The organism is Sphingobacterium sp. UBA5789 (assembly GCF_002418355.1).
Lineage (GTDB): Bacteria > Bacteroidota > Bacteroidia > Sphingobacteriales > Sphingobacteriaceae > Sphingobacterium.
The window spans coordinates 187,204-205,146 of sequence record NZ_DIDX01000004.1 but is presented as its reverse complement, the minus strand read 5'-3'; the positions used below and the strand labels follow the sequence as shown (position 1 = coordinate 205,146).

At 37.4% G+C, this 17,943-nt stretch carries 10 protein-coding genes; 7 read left to right on the top strand and 3 right to left on the bottom strand.

Going from position 1 to position 17,943, the window contains the following annotated elements:
* The first annotated feature begins 94 nt into the window (after window positions 1-94).
* The 7 genes from B4B65_RS10175 (at window position 95) to B4B65_RS10145 (ending at window position 11,319) form a co-directional block, all read left to right on the top strand.
* Window positions 95-520 (top strand): nuclear transport factor 2 family protein, encoded by a 426-nt coding sequence (locus tag B4B65_RS10175; RefSeq protein ID WP_293915550.1) that lies wholly within the window; start codon window positions 95-97, stop codon window positions 518-520.
* Window positions 521-689: 169 nt separating this feature from the next.
* Window positions 690-6,554 (top strand): MG2 domain-containing protein, encoded by a 5,865-nt coding sequence (locus B4B65_RS10170; RefSeq protein WP_293915549.1) that lies wholly within the window; start codon window positions 690-692, stop codon window positions 6,552-6,554.
* 215 nt (window positions 6,555-6,769) lie between these two features.
* Window positions 6,770-7,483: a YARHG domain-containing protein gene (locus B4B65_RS10165; RefSeq protein ID WP_293915548.1), complete on the top strand. Its 714-nt coding sequence runs from the start codon at window positions 6,770-6,772 to the stop codon at window positions 7,481-7,483.
* A 49-nt stretch (window positions 7,484-7,532) separates the two neighbouring features.
* Window positions 7,533-8,183 carry a transcriptional regulator gene (locus B4B65_RS10160; protein WP_293915547.1) on the top strand — a complete coding sequence of 217 codons (651 nt, stop codon included), beginning with the start codon at window positions 7,533-7,535 and terminating at the stop codon, window positions 8,181-8,183.
* A gap of 70 nt (window positions 8,184-8,253) precedes the next feature.
* Entirely contained in the window at window positions 8,254-8,976 is a 723-nt protein-coding gene (locus B4B65_RS10155) for an SIMPL domain-containing protein (RefSeq protein WP_201678931.1), read from the top strand.
* 272 nt (window positions 8,977-9,248) lie between these two features.
* Window positions 9,249-10,262 carry a glutaminase A gene (glsA, locus tag B4B65_RS10150; protein WP_293915546.1) on the top strand — a complete coding sequence of 338 codons (1,014 nt, stop codon included), beginning with the start codon at window positions 9,249-9,251 and terminating at the stop codon, window positions 10,260-10,262.
* 235 nt (window positions 10,263-10,497) lie between these two features.
* Window positions 10,498-11,319 (top strand): hypothetical protein, encoded by an 822-nt coding sequence (locus B4B65_RS10145; protein WP_201678929.1) that lies wholly within the window; start codon window positions 10,498-10,500, stop codon window positions 11,317-11,319.
* A gap of 123 nt (window positions 11,320-11,442) precedes the next feature.
* Here B4B65_RS10145 and B4B65_RS10140 read toward each other — a convergent pair whose 3' ends face one another.
* From B4B65_RS10140 to B4B65_RS10130, 3 genes are read right to left on the bottom strand one after another with little or no spacing between them, the layout of a single operon-like run.
* A complete protein-coding gene (locus B4B65_RS10140) occupies window positions 11,443-12,933 on the bottom strand; it encodes an aryl-sulfate sulfotransferase (RefSeq protein WP_293915545.1) in 1,491 nt (496 codons plus the stop codon).
* 3 nt (window positions 12,934-12,936) lie between these two features.
* Entirely contained in the window at window positions 12,937-14,505 is a 1,569-nt protein-coding gene (locus B4B65_RS10135; RefSeq protein ID WP_293915544.1) for a RagB/SusD family nutrient uptake outer membrane protein, read from the bottom strand.
* 18 nt (window positions 14,506-14,523) lie between these two features.
* A complete protein-coding gene (locus B4B65_RS10130) occupies window positions 14,524-17,835 on the bottom strand; it encodes a TonB-dependent receptor (protein WP_293915543.1) in 3,312 nt (1,103 codons plus the stop codon).
* Between the last annotated feature and the right edge of the window lie 108 nt (window positions 17,836-17,943).

Here is a 17,943-nt window from a genome sequence, read left to right as displayed (position 1 = left end):
ATTGATCTAATCTCTATTCCCCACCAGCATATTCTACCCTACTTTTGATTCAAACAATAACACATAACAACAAAAACTAAAGAAACTAAATAACATGAAAAACGCAATCAAATCCATCGCAACAGCTCTGATCCTGGTTACTTCTCTAAGTGCTTTCGCAGGTGAAAACACAAACCCGGTCAAAGATAATTCTGTAAGTACTGTCAAATCATTTCTGGAGGCAACCACATCAGGCAACCTTAACTTCAGCAATCAGCTATTCGCTAAAGACTTTGAATACTATACGGCAAGTAAGCCCGATGAAAAATTTAACAAAAACCAATACACCGAGTTCCTGAAAAAGAACAAAGGATTGCAATACGACTGTATCACTTCATATCAGGTGCTGGATGAAAACAGTGATATCTGCCTGGCGAAAGCAACTATGGCTTTTAAGAATTTCACTCGTGTAGATTACATAACCCTTACCCGCAGTCAGGATGTCTGGAAAGTGAGTAAAGTGGTAACCACATACCCCTAAGAACTTGGGTATTTTTGTTTCAACCTAAAGCCTGCGTGGAGACGCGGGCTTTTTCTGTTTTATAAAATTTAAAAAAAATATAAAATCTGTTATGGAATTATAGAAAGCTCTGCATCCGTTACCAAAAATTGTACGTATTATTATAGTAGTAAGTCTTTAAAAGCGGATTATGAAAAACCTGTTATTAATTATCATTGCCTTATTCCCTCTTTTTGTAAAAGCACAAAAGAAAGAAAGCTCGCCCAAATGGAAAAAAGTAGAAGAGCTGATCAACATCAAAAACTATGAACAGACGCTACCGATACTGGCCGATATCAAGGCAGAAGCCCGCTCATCAAATAACAGTCCGGAGTGGGTTCGTGCTTTTCTGGCTGAAAACAGAGCACATACCATCAACCAGACTACGGAAGCTTCTTTTAAAGTGCTTCAGAACCATATTAAAAATAATATTAAACAGGCAAATCCTCTTGAACAACAGGTTCTCACAAATTTCTATGCAGTATTCTTATCTGCGAACATTCATCAGCTACTGGAAAAGAGTGCGATTGTCCCGGTACAGAGAGCTACCGAGCTCTATAAAATAGATTCCATATTCAGACAGTCCTTAGCAGATAAAGAGAGGCTGCTAAAGGAAAAGACTGAAGACTGGACGACACTTCTCACTTCTTCTCAGAATATAGAACTTTCGCCTACCTTATACCACTTATTAGCTTATAATTATCTGAGTTTTCTGGATGGACAGCGTGATCAAAGCATAAAAGTTGATTACTTAAAAAAAGAAATCACAGCGGTCAATACAAAATATCATTATGACAACGCAAATGCCTATCTCCAATACCTGAATGTATTAAACCAGAGTTATTGGGATATCAACAATAATTACAGCAGTATCAAAAAAAAGCTTGACTCCACTTATTCGGATTACAATGCATATGTAATAGCTTCCATTGCCCGAAATGCTCCGTCTAAAAAAGAAGCTGTAACATTATTGAAAAGCTCATTACAAAAATATCCAAACAGCCCGTGGCTAGGTAATGTAAAACAAATCCATAATGCTCTGACTAAAGCTGAAATAGATATTAGCCACCCTACATTTGCTCCTGCAAATCAATATACACCGATACAGATTAAACAGCGCAATGCAGACCAATTGTATATCCGGGTATATAACAGAACCAATACGCCCAAAAAATTCAGACAATTTAAAGTCAACAATGATTCTTTAACAAATTTAGTAACATTCGATGGACAGCTGGTTTATGAAGATAAAGTTAATCTAAAGGTATTTGATGATTACGAAAACCATACCACCACTTATAAGCTGAATCCTTTTTCAACAGGAAATTATACAGTGCTGGCATCCAATAATCCTGAATTTAAAGATGATGGCCTTTATCTTACCACTACATATTCTGAACTGACAATTAGTGATCTGTTTGTTTCAGCCACCAAAGAGAATGAGGATGAAAACAAGTCCCTATCGACTTATAAAGTATTACTGATCAACCGTATTTCGGGTATTCCTTATGCAAATAAGAAAATAGGAATATATCAGGATAAAAGAAGAGAGCTCATCCGGATAGGCGATAAGAAAACAAACTATGCGGGTGAACTTACATTTAACAGCAAGGATGATCTGAGCGATTTTCAATTATACATCCCTGAAGAAAACCAATTAGTAGATCTTCTGGAGCTTAATGATGTAGAAGATCATACCAGAAGAGGACAAGAGGAAGAAAATAACGGAGAAAAAATAAAGAGTCTGATCATGACGGATCGGTCTATTTACAGACCAGGTCAGACTGTATACCTCAAAGCCATTCTGTATAACAGTGCGGTACTCAACGGAAAAATCATGGCTAGTGAAAAAGTAAAGCTCTACCTAAAAGATGCAAATAATCAACTGATAGATTCGCTATTGCTCCATACAAATACTTTTGGCTCTGTAAATGGAGAATTCCGTTTACCGGTAAAGACTTTGAGTGGAAATTTCAGAATTGAACTTACACATAACGGACAACAGCTGGAATCCGATTATTTCAAAGTAGAAGAGTATAAGCGACCAACTTTTAAAGTATTTTTTGAACCGAATAAAGAAACATACAGCAGGACAGATACAGTAAAGTTTGAAGGAAAAACAGAAACATTATCCGGGGTTTCTTTGCCACAAACTACTATCCGCTACTCCTTGAAAGTAAGGGATCAAAATAACTGGAAGTATATTTTAACATATGACTCAACGACGGTTGCAGACCAGTCCGGCAAGTTCTATATCTCTTTTCCGTTAAGTCTGGACAGTTTAAAAAGCAGCACAAAATTTGGAATAGAGGTAACAGCTGAAGCAGTAAATACCACCGGAGAGATGCAAACTGCAAGCGCAAATTACAAATATGCGGATAAGCAAAGAGCACTCTCTCTGGAAATCGTTCCCAATGTCATGGTGGAGGGAAAATGGAAGGAAATCAAGGTTAATACAACTAATCTGAATTACCAGCCTTATGCTTTTGCGGGAGAAATTGAAATTTATCGTATCAAAAAACCTACTGTCATTCTTCCGGATTACCGATCCTACAACAATGAGCAGCCGGAATACCACCTGTTTACAGCAGATGAATATGAAAAATATTTTCCTAACACATTTGATCGGATCAAATTTGAGAATAAAAATAAGGAGCTGGTAGGAAAATATCATTTTGATACGCGTGACACCAATATTGTATTTATTGACAGCACTCGTTTTCCATATGGTCAGTATGAAGTCAAGGCATTTACAGTGGAAGGTCAGGACACGGTAAACTCTTTGTATATGGTTCAGATCTTACACCCGCAGACATTCAAGACAAGTAATTCAGATTTTTTAATCACCAAATTTGATAAGAACACATATGACCGCAATGAAAAAGTGACCTTACAGCTTCAGACAGATTTTATGGATGCAAAAGCTGCTTTTTTATGGGAAGTTATCGGCGGATCCAAGCAACCTACGAAAATCATTCCGCTAGACAAGGGTAAAGGACAATATGCTTTCCAACTTGACGGAGACCGAACCATAAATCCTACGATATTGCATATTGCACTTATTAAAGATAATAAAATACAACTCCTGACACAGAGAGTACCGGTGCTTACTTCTGACAGAAATCTGCAGATAAAACAACATACATTCAGAAACAAGATAACGCCGGGACAGAAGGAAAAATGGAGCTTCACCATTGCTCAAAAAGATAAACAGCTTCAAACAGAAGTACTCGCCACGATGTACGACAGTGCGCTTGATATGTTTACACCTCATTCTCTGCCAGGCCAGTTTAATCTTCAATATCCATATTTTTACGGATTTAGTTTTTATCATCTGAGTCAGGAATTTGGTCAGACATCAGGATCTATTCTAAGCCGTTACAACAGGAAACAAGATACATTAGTAAACGATGACATCCCTCAAATCCGTAATTACGGATTATGGAATACACGAATATTTTTCAATTATACAACAAGAAAATATACTGCCAGAAGTGTTGTTTCCAATATGATGATGTCAAATGATAGTTCTTTACAGGAAGTCGTTGTCGCCGGAGTGGCTGCCGGTGTGCAGATCAGAGGCACGTCTTCAGCCGCACCCGAAGCACAGTCTCCTCTGTATATAGTTGACGGAGAAATTATGGATGCCTTTAACTTACAAAGTCTTAAAGCTGATAAGATCGATAATATGGCTGTGCTAAAAGGAGCTGAGGCATCTGCATTATACGGATCCAGAGGAATGAATGGTGTAATTATTATTACCACAAAAGAGTTTAAAGCCAAAGAAGAAAAAATGAATACAGCTCAGGTGCGCACCAATCTGCAGGAAACAGCCTTCTTCTACCCTACTCTGTACACAGATAAAGATGGTCTCGTATCTTTCGAATTTGACAGTCCGGAAGCACTGACAAAATGGAAACTATTGTTATTTGCTCACGGACAGCATCTGGAAGCAGGATCAGCCACTTTTATGACACAGACACAGAAAGAGCTGATGGTCAGCCCTAATGTACCGCGTTATCTGAGAAATGGAGATAAAATAACGATCAAAGCTCAAATTCAGAATTTAGGCAAAAATACATTGTCCGGTGATGCAAAAATAGAAATTATCAATCCCGAAAATAATCAGGTGATATCCACAGCTTTTCTGGATGACAAAGCTTATCAGGCATTCAGTGTATCAGCCGAAAATAATACGATCGTGGAATGGAAACTAAAAGTTTCAACCGATATTCCTGTCGTACAGATCAAAATAGTAGCGGCTACAGATGCTTTCTCTGATGGAGAAGTACATGAACTACCGATACTTTCCAATAAGATCCTGATCACAGATACAGAAAAGATCATACTCAAACCGGAGCAAAGCAAAACTTATCAGGTAGCTTCATTTGGAAAAAACAATCTGTTGACCAAAATTCAGATTCAGAGCAATCCTATTGTTGAAATTATTGCAGCTTTAGATTACCTGAAAAATTATCCTTATGAATGCAGTGAACAGTTGAGCAGCAAATGGTTTGGGTTGAAAATGATCCAATATGTACAGAAGTACTACCCTGCCATATCTGATTATTTCAAAGCATTAGACCAGGAGAACAGCAAGGGTAAATTAGAAGAAAACAGCAGGCTGAGCACATTGACTCTCGAAGAAATGCCGTGGCTGCGCGATGTGAAGGGAGAGCAACAAAAACTCAAAGCACTGGCGAAGTTATTTCATTCGGATATTGCATCAGAATTAAATGATCTGGAAAAAAAGATTATCAAAAATCAATTACCAAACGGAGCATTTTCATGGTTTGAAGGTGGAAAAGAAAACACAGATATCTCGATTCGTATTCTCGAAATATTTGGAAAAGTACTCTATCTGGACAAAACATTAGTCAGCAATACGATTCAGAACAGCTCTAAAAAAATAGTGAGTTATCTGGATCAGGATAAGAATCTGATCAGTGAGAAGAATAATGTTGAACAAACACTAAGCTACCTCTTTGCCCGCCATTATTGGAATGCCTACACTCCCGGAAATAAAATCGAACTGGAAAAACTCAGTTCCAAATTGGCCAAATCAGCAGAAATTACAGCTAAAGGCTCAGCAGGATCTGCTGCTAAAGCCTGGATTGTAAATCAGTTATATGGAACAGGAACACAGGCCGACTTTATCAAAAACCGTATAAAACAGGAAGCTATCACAGATACTGCCAAAGGTATGTATTGGGAAAGTAACAGCAGACGCTATAATGCGACCAGTCTGCAGTCTTATATGACAGAAGCTTATAAACTCAATGACCCGGACAAGCTTCGTCAGATCAGTCAGTGGATCTATTATAATAAACAGGCCAACCATTGGAGAACAACCTGGATGACTGTGGATGCCATCTATGCACTGTTACTGGCAAATAACCCTGAAGAATTTTCTATGGTCAATACCACCGAAGTAATGATCAATGAACAAAAAACTGTGATGGATGAGCAGGTACTTGGGCAGATCAATAAAGAAATTCAAAAGGATGATTTAAAAGGCAATCAGCATATTACTGTTCGTAATAACAACACCAGCAGAACGGTTTACGGTGGTATATATCATCAATATTTTGTTCCTGTTGAAGAAATTAAAGCGACAGCCAACAGTCTGTCTGTTTATAAAAAATATTATGTGGAACGGGCAGGAAAATGGGTAGAAAGTACTAGTTTCAATCTTGGAGAGAGGGTAAAAGTCAGACTGACGATTATCAATGATACTGCACTGGAATATGTACATATCAAGGACAGTCGTCCATCCGGAACAGAGCCGGAATACCGGGCTTCAGGCTATCAATGGAGATCAGGTTATTATTTCACAATGAAAGATGCTTCAACAAATTATTTTTATGACATGTTGCCAAAAGGAAGACATGAGCTGGAATATGAGGTCAAAGCGAATAACATTGGTGTATTTAATGCCGGAATCAGCACAGCAGAATGTATGTATGATCCTTCTGTGAATGCCCGCTCAGAAAATCTGAAAGTAGAGATTAAGTAGCAATTCGAATAAACCGAAGTAATCTGTCCGGACAGATTGCTTCGGTTTTTACAATAAGATATGATTCAATTAGTTTTTATCTACAAATATTTACCCGATAGCTACGAATATGGATCACCTCTTTATAAGCTTCTATAGTAGTCATACATTTATTCTGACGTTATACAATACAGGAGACGCTTTCTAAATTGAACATAACTTAATATAACTTTTCAATGAAAAATCTTTTAATCTTTTTCCTGGCAGCCTTTTCGCAATATACGATTGCGCAGACCCTCACGGACTGTTCCTCTTGTGCTACGGAGATCGTTAAAGCAGATCAGATCAAGGAATTGAGTGTAGATGAATTACGTTATTTAACAAATGATCTTTTTGCCCGCAAAGGTTATGTTTTCCAGAGTTCTGAAATAGACAGCTACTATTCAAACAAAAGCTGGTACAAACCGGTTAATGCTAATTATACATTGGAATATAATAAGGTCGAAAATCAAAATATAAAGCTCTTTCAGGACAGAACTAAAGTCCTTCTGGCCGAAAGAGCACAGCTGATTGCAGAACTTAAAAAACTCAAGTCACTGGTGATGAGTAAAAATAAGGCTGCTCTTCAAACCCAGTTTGGTTACAAAACGGAAGACAACAACGATTATATCCTCAATGTTCTTGACGAAATTTTTCTGGATGATATTCATTGGTTTAAAAATGAAGGTTTGTACAAAGTCACCAAAGATAACGGAGATATAATTAAAGAATATACCTTACAGATTGTCGGTAATAGCGTCACATTCAATTTTAGTCTCCGGGGATATTCTGATATCGGCAATGGCAATACGATTTATCCTACAACATTCAGTCCGGAGTCCAGCTACATATATGTGTTCCACTTTGCTCAGGGGAAAATCAAATTTGACAAAGTAATCGTAGCAGGATAAATAAGTAATAAATTATACCATAGACAATCATATTTTAAAAAAAATAATTATGTACAAATACTCACTTTTCTTATTTATCGCTTTAGCTATGCTGAATAATTCGCAGGCGCAGACCATCAGCAACAAATCGAGGTCAAAAATAATAGCAGCCGATTTTGAACGAATAAAAGATGCTATCCCTAAAATGGAAAATCTGTATCGACCAGGGTCTATGAAGATAAAAGCGCTGCAAAGCAATGATAGTATTGCTGCTTTTCAAATTGAAGAAACAGCATATGGAGATGATTTCGTTGCAGACAATCAGAAAGAATGGAAGCAACTTATTTCACCTGCAAGAAAAGTAGAATATCCGTCCAGTATTTATATGCTTATCAGCTATACGCAGAAAGATAAAAGCTTAAGTGTGAAGCCTCCTAAAAAGGATTTTTATTTTCCAGACTATGGTGTAACATGGAACCTGACCGTTAAGAAAATAAAAGAGAAACAAACGGAATTGGTACTTACTTATGAATCTCTTTCACCGGAGTTTAAACAAAAGATAGATAAGGAATTTAAAGGTGATATATATTTCAAAAATGTGATCAATAAAATAGTCGTAAATGACAAAATGCTCCCTATCATTGAAAATTTACTGATAAAGGAGCTCCGGGTCGACAGAGAGTCCCCGGCGCCAATGGCAGTACCCCGTACATCAAATTAACCGGAGTAAAATCTATTGAACAACATATAAATTACTTCATTCATTAATATTGCATTAAAAACTAACGCTTATGCAAACCGTATTTAAATCAACAATTGTATTGGCCGCAGCCGGCCTGTTGCTTTTTGCATCCTGCAATTCGGACTCAAAAGACAATAAAAACAGAATCCGTGTCAGTGGAGAGGGAAAGATCAGAATTATGCCTGATCAGGTTACTTTAACTATAGACGCAGGTTTTACTAAACCACGTATGGTCGATGCTGTACGTGAAACTCAAAATACGGTTGACTCCGTGATTGCTATTCTTCAGAAATACGGCAGTAATAAAGAAGATATCAAGACCAGCAGTGTGTCTGCCAATAAAGCCTACGAATATATCAATAACAGCAATAAATTTGTCGGATACCAGGCGCAGCAGACTATCGATTTTGTGTTGCACGATCTGACTAAGTTTACGGAGCTGACAGGTAAATTGCTCGAAACAAAAATCAGTGGTATTTCCTCCGTTCAATTCAATCATTCCAAAGCAGACAGTATCTTACGTGAAGCTGACCTGATCGCTTATGATGATGCATTAAAATCTGCTCAAAAACTAGCCAAACGTGCCGATGTCGAAATTGGAAAACTGTTGTTTATTTCTAATGATGGCAGTGCTCCTGGTGATCCGGGAGGTTACCAGACCAGAATGCAACTGGAAACATTTAATAAAGCTTATGGAGGTGCCGGATTTAAGATTGCTCCTGAAGTACTCGAATTCAAACGTAATATCTATACCGAATTTGAACTAAAGTAAGCCAAATCTGTTACTTAAACATTTCCTTTCATGATCGTGAAAGGGAATGTTTAAGTATTTACATGTAATACCTCTCCCATTTCTCCTGTTGGAATTAATACATAAAACAGTAGATTCTACTGTATATCGCTATTTATAGCTACAGACAGCAACTGTCAGCACTCTGTATCCCGTTCATGAGCCCTCATATCCTTCAATTCAATTTGTACATTCCTTGTGAATTAAATTTTAAAACACGTATTTCGTATACGCTATATACTGAATATTAAAATATGAACAGAACTTATATTTCCAATCTGACAAAAAGTGCATTTGCAATAGTGTTTTTCCTGATTAGTATACCGATTTATGCGCAAAACACAAGTCCCTTCAGGGATGTATCTAAAGCAACATTAACCGCTATTCTGGAAAAAAACAGACATTATTATATTGATGGAAAAGTTGCCGATTATATTCCCGAACTGAGTAAGATGGATGCAAAAGCTGTGGCTATTGCGGTAGTAAATGAGAAAGGAGCTCTGATCGGAGCAGGTGATATACATAAAAAATTCACTATGCAAAGCATCTCAAAACCTATTGCACTAATGGTCGCGGTCTTGGAAAATGGGGAAGAATCTGTCTTTAAGAAAATGGGATACTTTGGTACCGATAAACCATTCAATCATTTTTCAAATCTGGAAACAATGGGCAAGCCGCTGAATCCTATGATGAATGCCGGAGCTATTCTGACTACGTCTCTTATTTCAGGCGAGGGACAAGTGCCCTTTGACAAAATATTAAACATGGTACGTTATATCACGGACAATCCTACATTGGATTACAGCAAAACTGTATATGCTTCTGAAAAAGAAACCGGGCACCGTAATCGCGGAATGTTCTATATCATGAAAAATGCGGGATTGATTTCAGGCACTGAAGACCAGCTGGACAACTATTTCCGCCAATGTTCTATTGAACTGACAACAGAAGATCTGGCCAAAATAGGCTATTTCTTTGCTCATCAATGTGTGCGTTTTGATGGTGACCAACGCTATAAAAACCCTGAAATGTCAAAATTAATCCAATCGCAGATGCTGATTGCCGGAATGTATGAATTTAGTGGTGAATATGCCCGTACAGTAGGATTGCCCAGCAAGTCGGGTGTAGGTGGCGGTATTATGATAAGCGTACCTAATGAAGCTGGTATAGCCGTCTTCAGTGCTCCTCTGGATAGTCATGGTAATTCTGTAGCAGGCTATCATATGATTCTGGATCTGGTAAAACAGTATAATCTGGGTATATTTTAGGATAGGATTCCGGACTTTTCAACTACTTATTTTATCTGTTTTTTGTACTTCAAAAATTATCGGAGAATAAATTTTAAAGTCATAAAGGAGAAATAATTCATGAACTTCCATAGGGCTTGCTGGTACTTTTTTGTATTTTAGCAAGCGCATATTTTTTCTGTATTAGTAGAATATCGATCCTGCTTTACGCGGAATTGACGATATGCTAAAACGCTAAATCATCAGATATAACCCTATGAAACAACTATTTGCTACTGTACTCTCCTTTTTAGTAATGAATATCGCTTTTTCTCAGAATACAAGGACTGAAATTTATGTAATTGGGAATATTCATGATAGTGTGCCCAATTATAATCCCGCCATATTACTTGGAATGCTAAATACGATAAAGCCGGATATCATACTGCATGAGGTGGATAGCGAAGGCATGAAAGATTATGAAAAAGGCGGCTTTTTTAAAGGAAACGAAATCCAGGCGAGTAATATGTATGTAAAACAGCATCCAAATACGTTACGGTTTCCCTTTGATTTTGAAGGCAGGAACAAATACCGTAAAGCAATGGGAATGGTTCCTGCTGATAATCTATCCGTTCAGCTTATAGATAGTCTTTATGAGGCAAAAGCACTTACAGATGAAGAAGCTGTTATCTACGAAACTTTCAATAAAATCACAAATGATCTCATAAAAATTTCGACCCTATCAGCAGAAAATTTTAATAATAAAAGAACGGATAGCATCTCAGAAATGAGGCAAAATTATCAGTATAAAGAGTTGCTCAAGATCACAAATTCAAGACCCGAATTTTCGAAAAAGTATGTCGTAAAGCCTGATGGAGACAGTATAAACTACAAAGATGGATTCAGATTAATGTCCGGTTTCTGGGATTTGCGGAATCAGACAATGGCCAAAAATATTTATAATATCGCGAAAAAGTACCCCAACAAAAAGATTGTCGTATTAACAGGTTTTCTGCACCGGTATTATTTAATAAAGGAATTGGCCAGACTAAATGACATCAACTATGTAATTAAGGAGTTTTACGAAAGTAATAACTAATATAAAATTCTTCTTTTATTTAACAATATTCTCTGAATTTCACCTTTTAATAAAAGAACTCTATAGGTTATTCCTGTGCTTCCGATCTAAGTAAAAAAGGATCTTTTCAGGTTGATTTAAATTTTAATTTGATTTTAGACTATAAGATTTCCAAAAACTTTCAGGAACCTGTACTGCACGGTAAGGTATGAAATGGCTATTTAATTCCCAGAGTACTTTACCATTTTTATCGGTGATAATAGCACTTCCGGTTTTGGAGCTGGTTTGCAGTAAATTTCCATTGGAAAGCAAAAATGCACTGCCCATTCTAGCTGTATATTGTTTTACAGGTAGAGGAGCTTGATAACTTTTTTTAGCTATCCTATTCTTTTCGTCTAATTTGAACGCAATTGCTCTGGAACGTTTCTGAAGTTTAGCTGTATCTTGAGGTGCATAATCTCCATTATCAAATAGTAAGAGATCGCCATCTTTTGTAATATATGGCATGTGCTGGAAATAAAAATAATCTTTAGAATCCATTTTAAAATCTCCATTCTTACCTAGTTTCCATATTATTTTTCCGGATTTAGGTTCTATTTTCCAAACTTGGTTTTCAATAGGAGTTGAAGTGATATAATTTCCTTGTTGATCGAAGGAAATAGTATTGAAATGAAAACGATCATGCTTGAAGCTATCCAGCCTATGGTCTTTTATTAAATCCCAGTCTTTCCATGGTGACCATTTACTTTTGATATTTCCCAAACTGTCGATCTTTACAATAGCATCTCCCCATAAGGTATCTTTTATTGAATTAGGACGATCATCGATTTTAAAGTCACGAACAATAGCATAGATTTCATTTAAATTGTTCATTTGCACATCATGATGCATTATTATGCCTTTGTCAGCAAGATTGCTACGCCAAAGAACTTTTCCGGTTTGCGAGATTTCCACCAATTGGGTTCCGCCCATAAATCCTAATCGACCACTCCTTAAGTAATAATTTTTAGGTAAAGGTTTACCTTCTTTTTTCTCGGGTTCTTTTTTAAACTCATCTTTATTTGCAGGAGCGAGCAACGCTAGAATTGTACCCCTTGGAGTGAGAGAAGCTAATCGTACGCCCAGTTTATCATCCTGCCAATACCAACGTACTGTTCCATTGCCATCTACAATAGAAATGTTGCCGGGATACCCACGATAGCATAATAAAATGAGGTCATCACCCAGTGCTTTTGGGTCATGAGGATTTCCCTCTTTAATCCAGTTGTGAACCATCCACGGAGATTGTGCCCTGGTTTCAAAAGTCAATACTTTGGAACGAACAGGAAACCATTGGTCAATGACCACTTGATATTGGTATTTTGTGGAAGGTTCCAGTAATAAAAGATGTACCAAATGGGAATCAGTTGCTTTAGCAATCGGACTTCTGAATCTTTGTTTTTCACCTTCTTTCCAATATTCAATAAAAATCGGAGCTTCTGAGTTTAATTTTACAGCGACGTCTTCTTTAATCGATTGGTTATCCGGAGAGCTAAGTTGAATTTCTAAAATCTGAACACGGTGACTGAAATAGTAGTAACCGCTGAAGGCGGCTACTACTATCAAGAACAGGAAAATAAATATTTTTGATTTCATAAATTAATTCGGAATTCTACTGGAGTTAGCACTGGACATTTCCTGATGTTGCCGGGCTTCATCAAGCGGGTATGGAAAATATCGAAGGGCTGCTGTTGCCACCGGCTTTAAGCCTCTGGATATTAAATAATCATTCGTTACTTTTTCATATTTTCCCAAACGAATTAAATCCTGACGCCGTTTGTATTCAAATACAAATTCAAATCCTCGTTCATCCACCAATGCATCTATCATTGCATCTTTTGAAGCAGGAACAGGGAAACTGGGGTGTTTACCATATTCCGGAGCACCGGCACGAGCTCTGATTTCATTTAAATAAGAAAGTGCTGCCTGAGGTCCATTCAATGCATTTTCAATTTCCGCTTTGCATAATATCACATCTGCGATTCTGAATACCTGAATCGTACGGCCATCCAAATAAGAATTATTGGTCATATCATACGAATACTTTTTTGTAGCTACGTTCTGAAGTAATTTTACGGTATCGCTGGGAGGAGTTGTCTGTCCGGCTTTAGGCATCATGTAAAAGAATCCATGCGTGGTATTTTTATCTCTGGCAGCCAATCCTTCGTAATCATAATAAAAGAATTTCTTGCGCGGGTCCAAGTCACTATACTTTCTCCAAAACTGAAGAGAAACACCATAATACTGCCATCTCTCTGGTACCTCACGATTATCAGATGGACCAAAATGATTTGTTATTTCACCACCATTTAATGTTGGTTCATGAAGGATTCCAAAAATAAGTCCCATATCAATCTTATTATTATCTGACCATTCATTTTTAAAATCAGGGTTCAGTGTATAAACCCCTTTGGACCTTAGGGCAAGAACTTCATCAATAAGAGGTTTTGCTTTGTCATATTTGTGCGAACGCATGTACATTTTCCCTAAAAGGGTCAAAGCCGCTCCTTTGCTTGCTCTACCAACACCTAAGTCCAGAGACCACTTCTCAGGAAGATTGTCAATGGCATACTGACAATCAGAAGTTATCAGGGCTTCTATCTCTTCTACTGGTGCCAATGGCAAATTATAACTTTCAGAAGGGTTTTTAACATCTGTAATTAATGGTACAGGTCCCCAAGCATCCGTTAGATCCATATAAGAAAGGGCTCTTAAAAACCGGGCTTGTGCCATTACTTGTTTTTTCTTACTATCAGCCATACTGACATTTCCAATATTCGCTAGCAACATATTAGCATTGCTGATGACCTGATACATATTTTGATAATTGAATTTGAAATAGCGATTATTATCATCATATGTCAGATTACTCATTTTTGTAGGATCACCAGCTGCTGTTGAATACCCCATATCTGTTGAATAGTCCGTAATCATGACCAGATATCCTGCATAGTATAGATATGCATCTCCGGGATATGGCGAAAGACTGGCATAAACCCCTGTCAAAGCTGCGTCAATATCACTTTCGGATGAATATGCATTTTTAGTTGTTAAGTCACTGTAAAGCTTGGGCTCTAATTTTGTACAACTACTGATAGTTGCTAAACAAAAGGAAGAAATACCGATTGCTGCAATTGTTTTATATATACTTTTGGAAAGATTTTTCATTTCATTCTTAAGTTTATGTTAGAAATTGGCACTGACACCGAAAGTAAATGAACGCATAGATGGGTAGGAATTGAAATCCAGTCCTGCTCCAGCATTTGCTGTTTGCGCATTACCACTGTATTTCACCAAACCATCATTTTCATAAGCCTTTGTATCAACTTCCGGATCCCATCCACTGTATTTGCTGATCGTAAATAGATTTTCTCCCATCGCATATATTCTCAATGAACGGATGGCTTTGGTCTTAAATGGTATGGTATAACCTAAAGTAACACTGCGAAGGCGCAGGAAAGAGGCATTCTCGATAAAATGGTCATTGATATAACCGCCATATTTCGAGAAGAAAAATCCGTTTCTTGGTATATCAGTATCTGTATTTTGTGGAGTCCAACGTTCCAGGGCATCAGCAGTACGTTTCCATTCCATATTCATCCTTGTCATATTCAATAAATCATTTCCCAGATTTCCATAAATAAAGGCTGTGAAATCAAAGTTTTTATAAGACAAATTGTTGGTGAATCCGAAAGTTAATTTAGGATATGCCGATCCAATAATTGAACGGTCTGCAGCATTAATTGTACCATCTCCATTGACATCTTTGAATTTCGGGTCTCCAGGTTTTGAGTTAGGCTGAGGTCCATAGTTTTCACCTTGTTGAATAACACCTAAATAAGTATAACCAAACAAAGAGCCCAGAGGTTGTCCTTCCCGGATGATAGCATAAGCTTCTTCAGAAACTGTTCCAATGGGTTTAGAAGAGGTTAATAAAATGTCGTTTTGACCACCTAAGGATAAAACTTTATTTCTGTTCATTGAAATATTTAATTTACTATCCCAGGAGAACGTTCCAACTAAGTTTTTGCTGCTTAAAGCAAATTCTAAACCTTTGTTTTCAACAGATCCGACATTACTTTGTCCAGAAGTATATCCTGTGTAATAGGGAAGATTAACCTTAATCAATAAATCAGAAGTTTTCTTATAGTAAGCATCCACTGTCAGCGCCAGGCGATCATTAAGAAAAGCCATGTCTATTCCTGCATTGAATTGAGAAGTTGTTTCCCAGCGTAGTTTGGTATTTTCGGGCGAGTTGGGGTTTAAGGTTGTGCCAGAACTATTACTTTTTCCATCAAAAGTATAATGCGAATTTCCAACTAATCCGTAAGAAGCGTAATCAGCAATCCTTTCATTACCTGTACGGCCATACCCCAATCTGAATTTTAGATCCTTGAAGAAAGTTTGGTTTTGCATAAACGATTCATTAATGACTTTCCAGGCAAATGCTGCTGAAGGGAAAGTTCCCCATTGATTGTCTGATCCAAAACGGGAAGAACCATCACGGCGAACAGTGGCCGTTAACAAGTATTTGTCTGCATAGGAATAATTTACTCTTCCAAAAAAGGATGCCATCATGTTTTCTGAGCGATAAGAATTCACACCAGTAATTGTCGAAGCAGCTCCCAGGTTGTAATATTTGAATAAATCTGTAGAAAATCCATAGACATCAATCCCTTTTCTATTGTTGGTGAACTTCTCATAAGCATATCCCCCCATTGCACTGAAATTATGCTTTTCGTTGAAGATCTTGCTGTACGTAATGAACAGATCAAAAAGGTTATGTGTTAAACTATAATCAGCAACTTTTGCCACCCCATTGTCTATACTTCCCTGATAAGATTCGCGGCTTAAGTAGGATCCTAATTCATCATTGGTGATTTCCGTTCCGGCATCCATCCGGATCGTAATATCCTGAATAGGTTTTATCTCCAAAAATAGATTACCATTTAATTTATCACGTTTTACATCATTTGTCCGTGACATTAAATTGGCTAAAGGGTTATCGCCTTTTCCGCCTGGAGGTCGACCAAAACTACCATCAGAGTTAAAAACGGGAACTGTTGGGTCATATGTTAAGATTCCATAAAGTACATTTGAATTCAGGATATTACCGTCATACAATTGAATATTAGAATTTTCTCTTTGTGCAAAGATGGTCGCTCCGGCTTTGATATAATCATTTACGGTTTGATCCACATTTACACGACCAGAAATACGGGAGAAGTCTGTATTTTTCAGAATTCCGGCTTGATCAAAATAACCGATACTACTTAAGACTTTAGTTTTATCACCTCCTCCAGTAAATTGAAGGTTGTGACTTTGGAGGACTCCTCGTCTTGTTGTAGCCTCAATCCAATCTGTATTTACATCCGATTCTAGCTGAGACTTGGTATAGACGCCGTATTCCTGATTTTCCTGACCATCAATTTCTTTATATAATTCATTTGCAAGCAACATATATTGCTGACTGCTCAACATATTGAATGGATTATATGGTTTTTGAGTTCCTACATATCCCGTGTATGCGATATTGTTTTCGCCGGCCTTACCTCTTTTCGTAGTAATCAATACGACACCGTTTGCCCCTCTTGAGCCATAAATGGCAGTAGCGGAGGCATCCTTAAGAATCTCCATAGAGGCAATATCATCCGGATTAATATTGACACCGTTGTTACTTGGAAAACCGTCAATAACATAAAGTGGTTCATTTGTACTACTAATCGAGTTAACACCGCGGATTCTGATCGAAATACTTCCTCCGGGAGCCTTTGAGTTTTGTGTTACCACCACCCCTGCGGCTTTTCCCTGTAAAGCTTGCCCCACGTTGCTGACAGCACCGCCTTTTGTAAGTTCATCACCTTTCAAGGAAGTAATTGCGCCAGTTAGATCCCCTCTCCTTTGTTGTCCGTAACCAACGACTACAACCTCATCCAGATTAGCTTCTGAAAATTCAAGTTTAATTTCCAAAGAAGAAGAGGAATAAGGCACTTCAATGGAGTTATAGCCTAACATTCGAATACCAATTATCGAAGAGGTACTTAAGACGGGTAGGGAAAAGTTTCCCTGAGCATCAGATTGAGCCGTATTGGAAGTGCCCTTTTCGGTTACAGTTGCACCAGCAATGGGAGTACCAGACTGACTGTCAATAATCTTTCCTTTTACCGTAAGCTGCTGATTTAAACCTGATGATTCACTAACTGTCGAACGGATGGCGTCTCTAATGACAACAGTGTTTTCATGAATAATAAAGTCAAAGTTATTTTCTTTAAGTAACTTATTTAATGAGGCTTTCAAGGTAACATTTTGAAAATCAATATCTGATTTGATATTATTCAAAAGTCCTTCTTCATAGATAAATCTATAACCGGTTTGTTTGGTTATGGTCTTCAGCGCCTGTTCAACTTTTAAGTTTTTACCTCTTAAAGTTATTTGAGCATTGGTAGAACCATATGAAACCATAAATGATGCTGCTAATAGTAGTCCGGTAAGTTTCATTTTAATTAGATTGGTCAAAAGCCTGTCCCTATTCTTGAAGCATAGGATTCCTTTTGAATAAAAAGAATTATTCATAACTTGCTAAAGATTTTAATGGTTTATTAATAA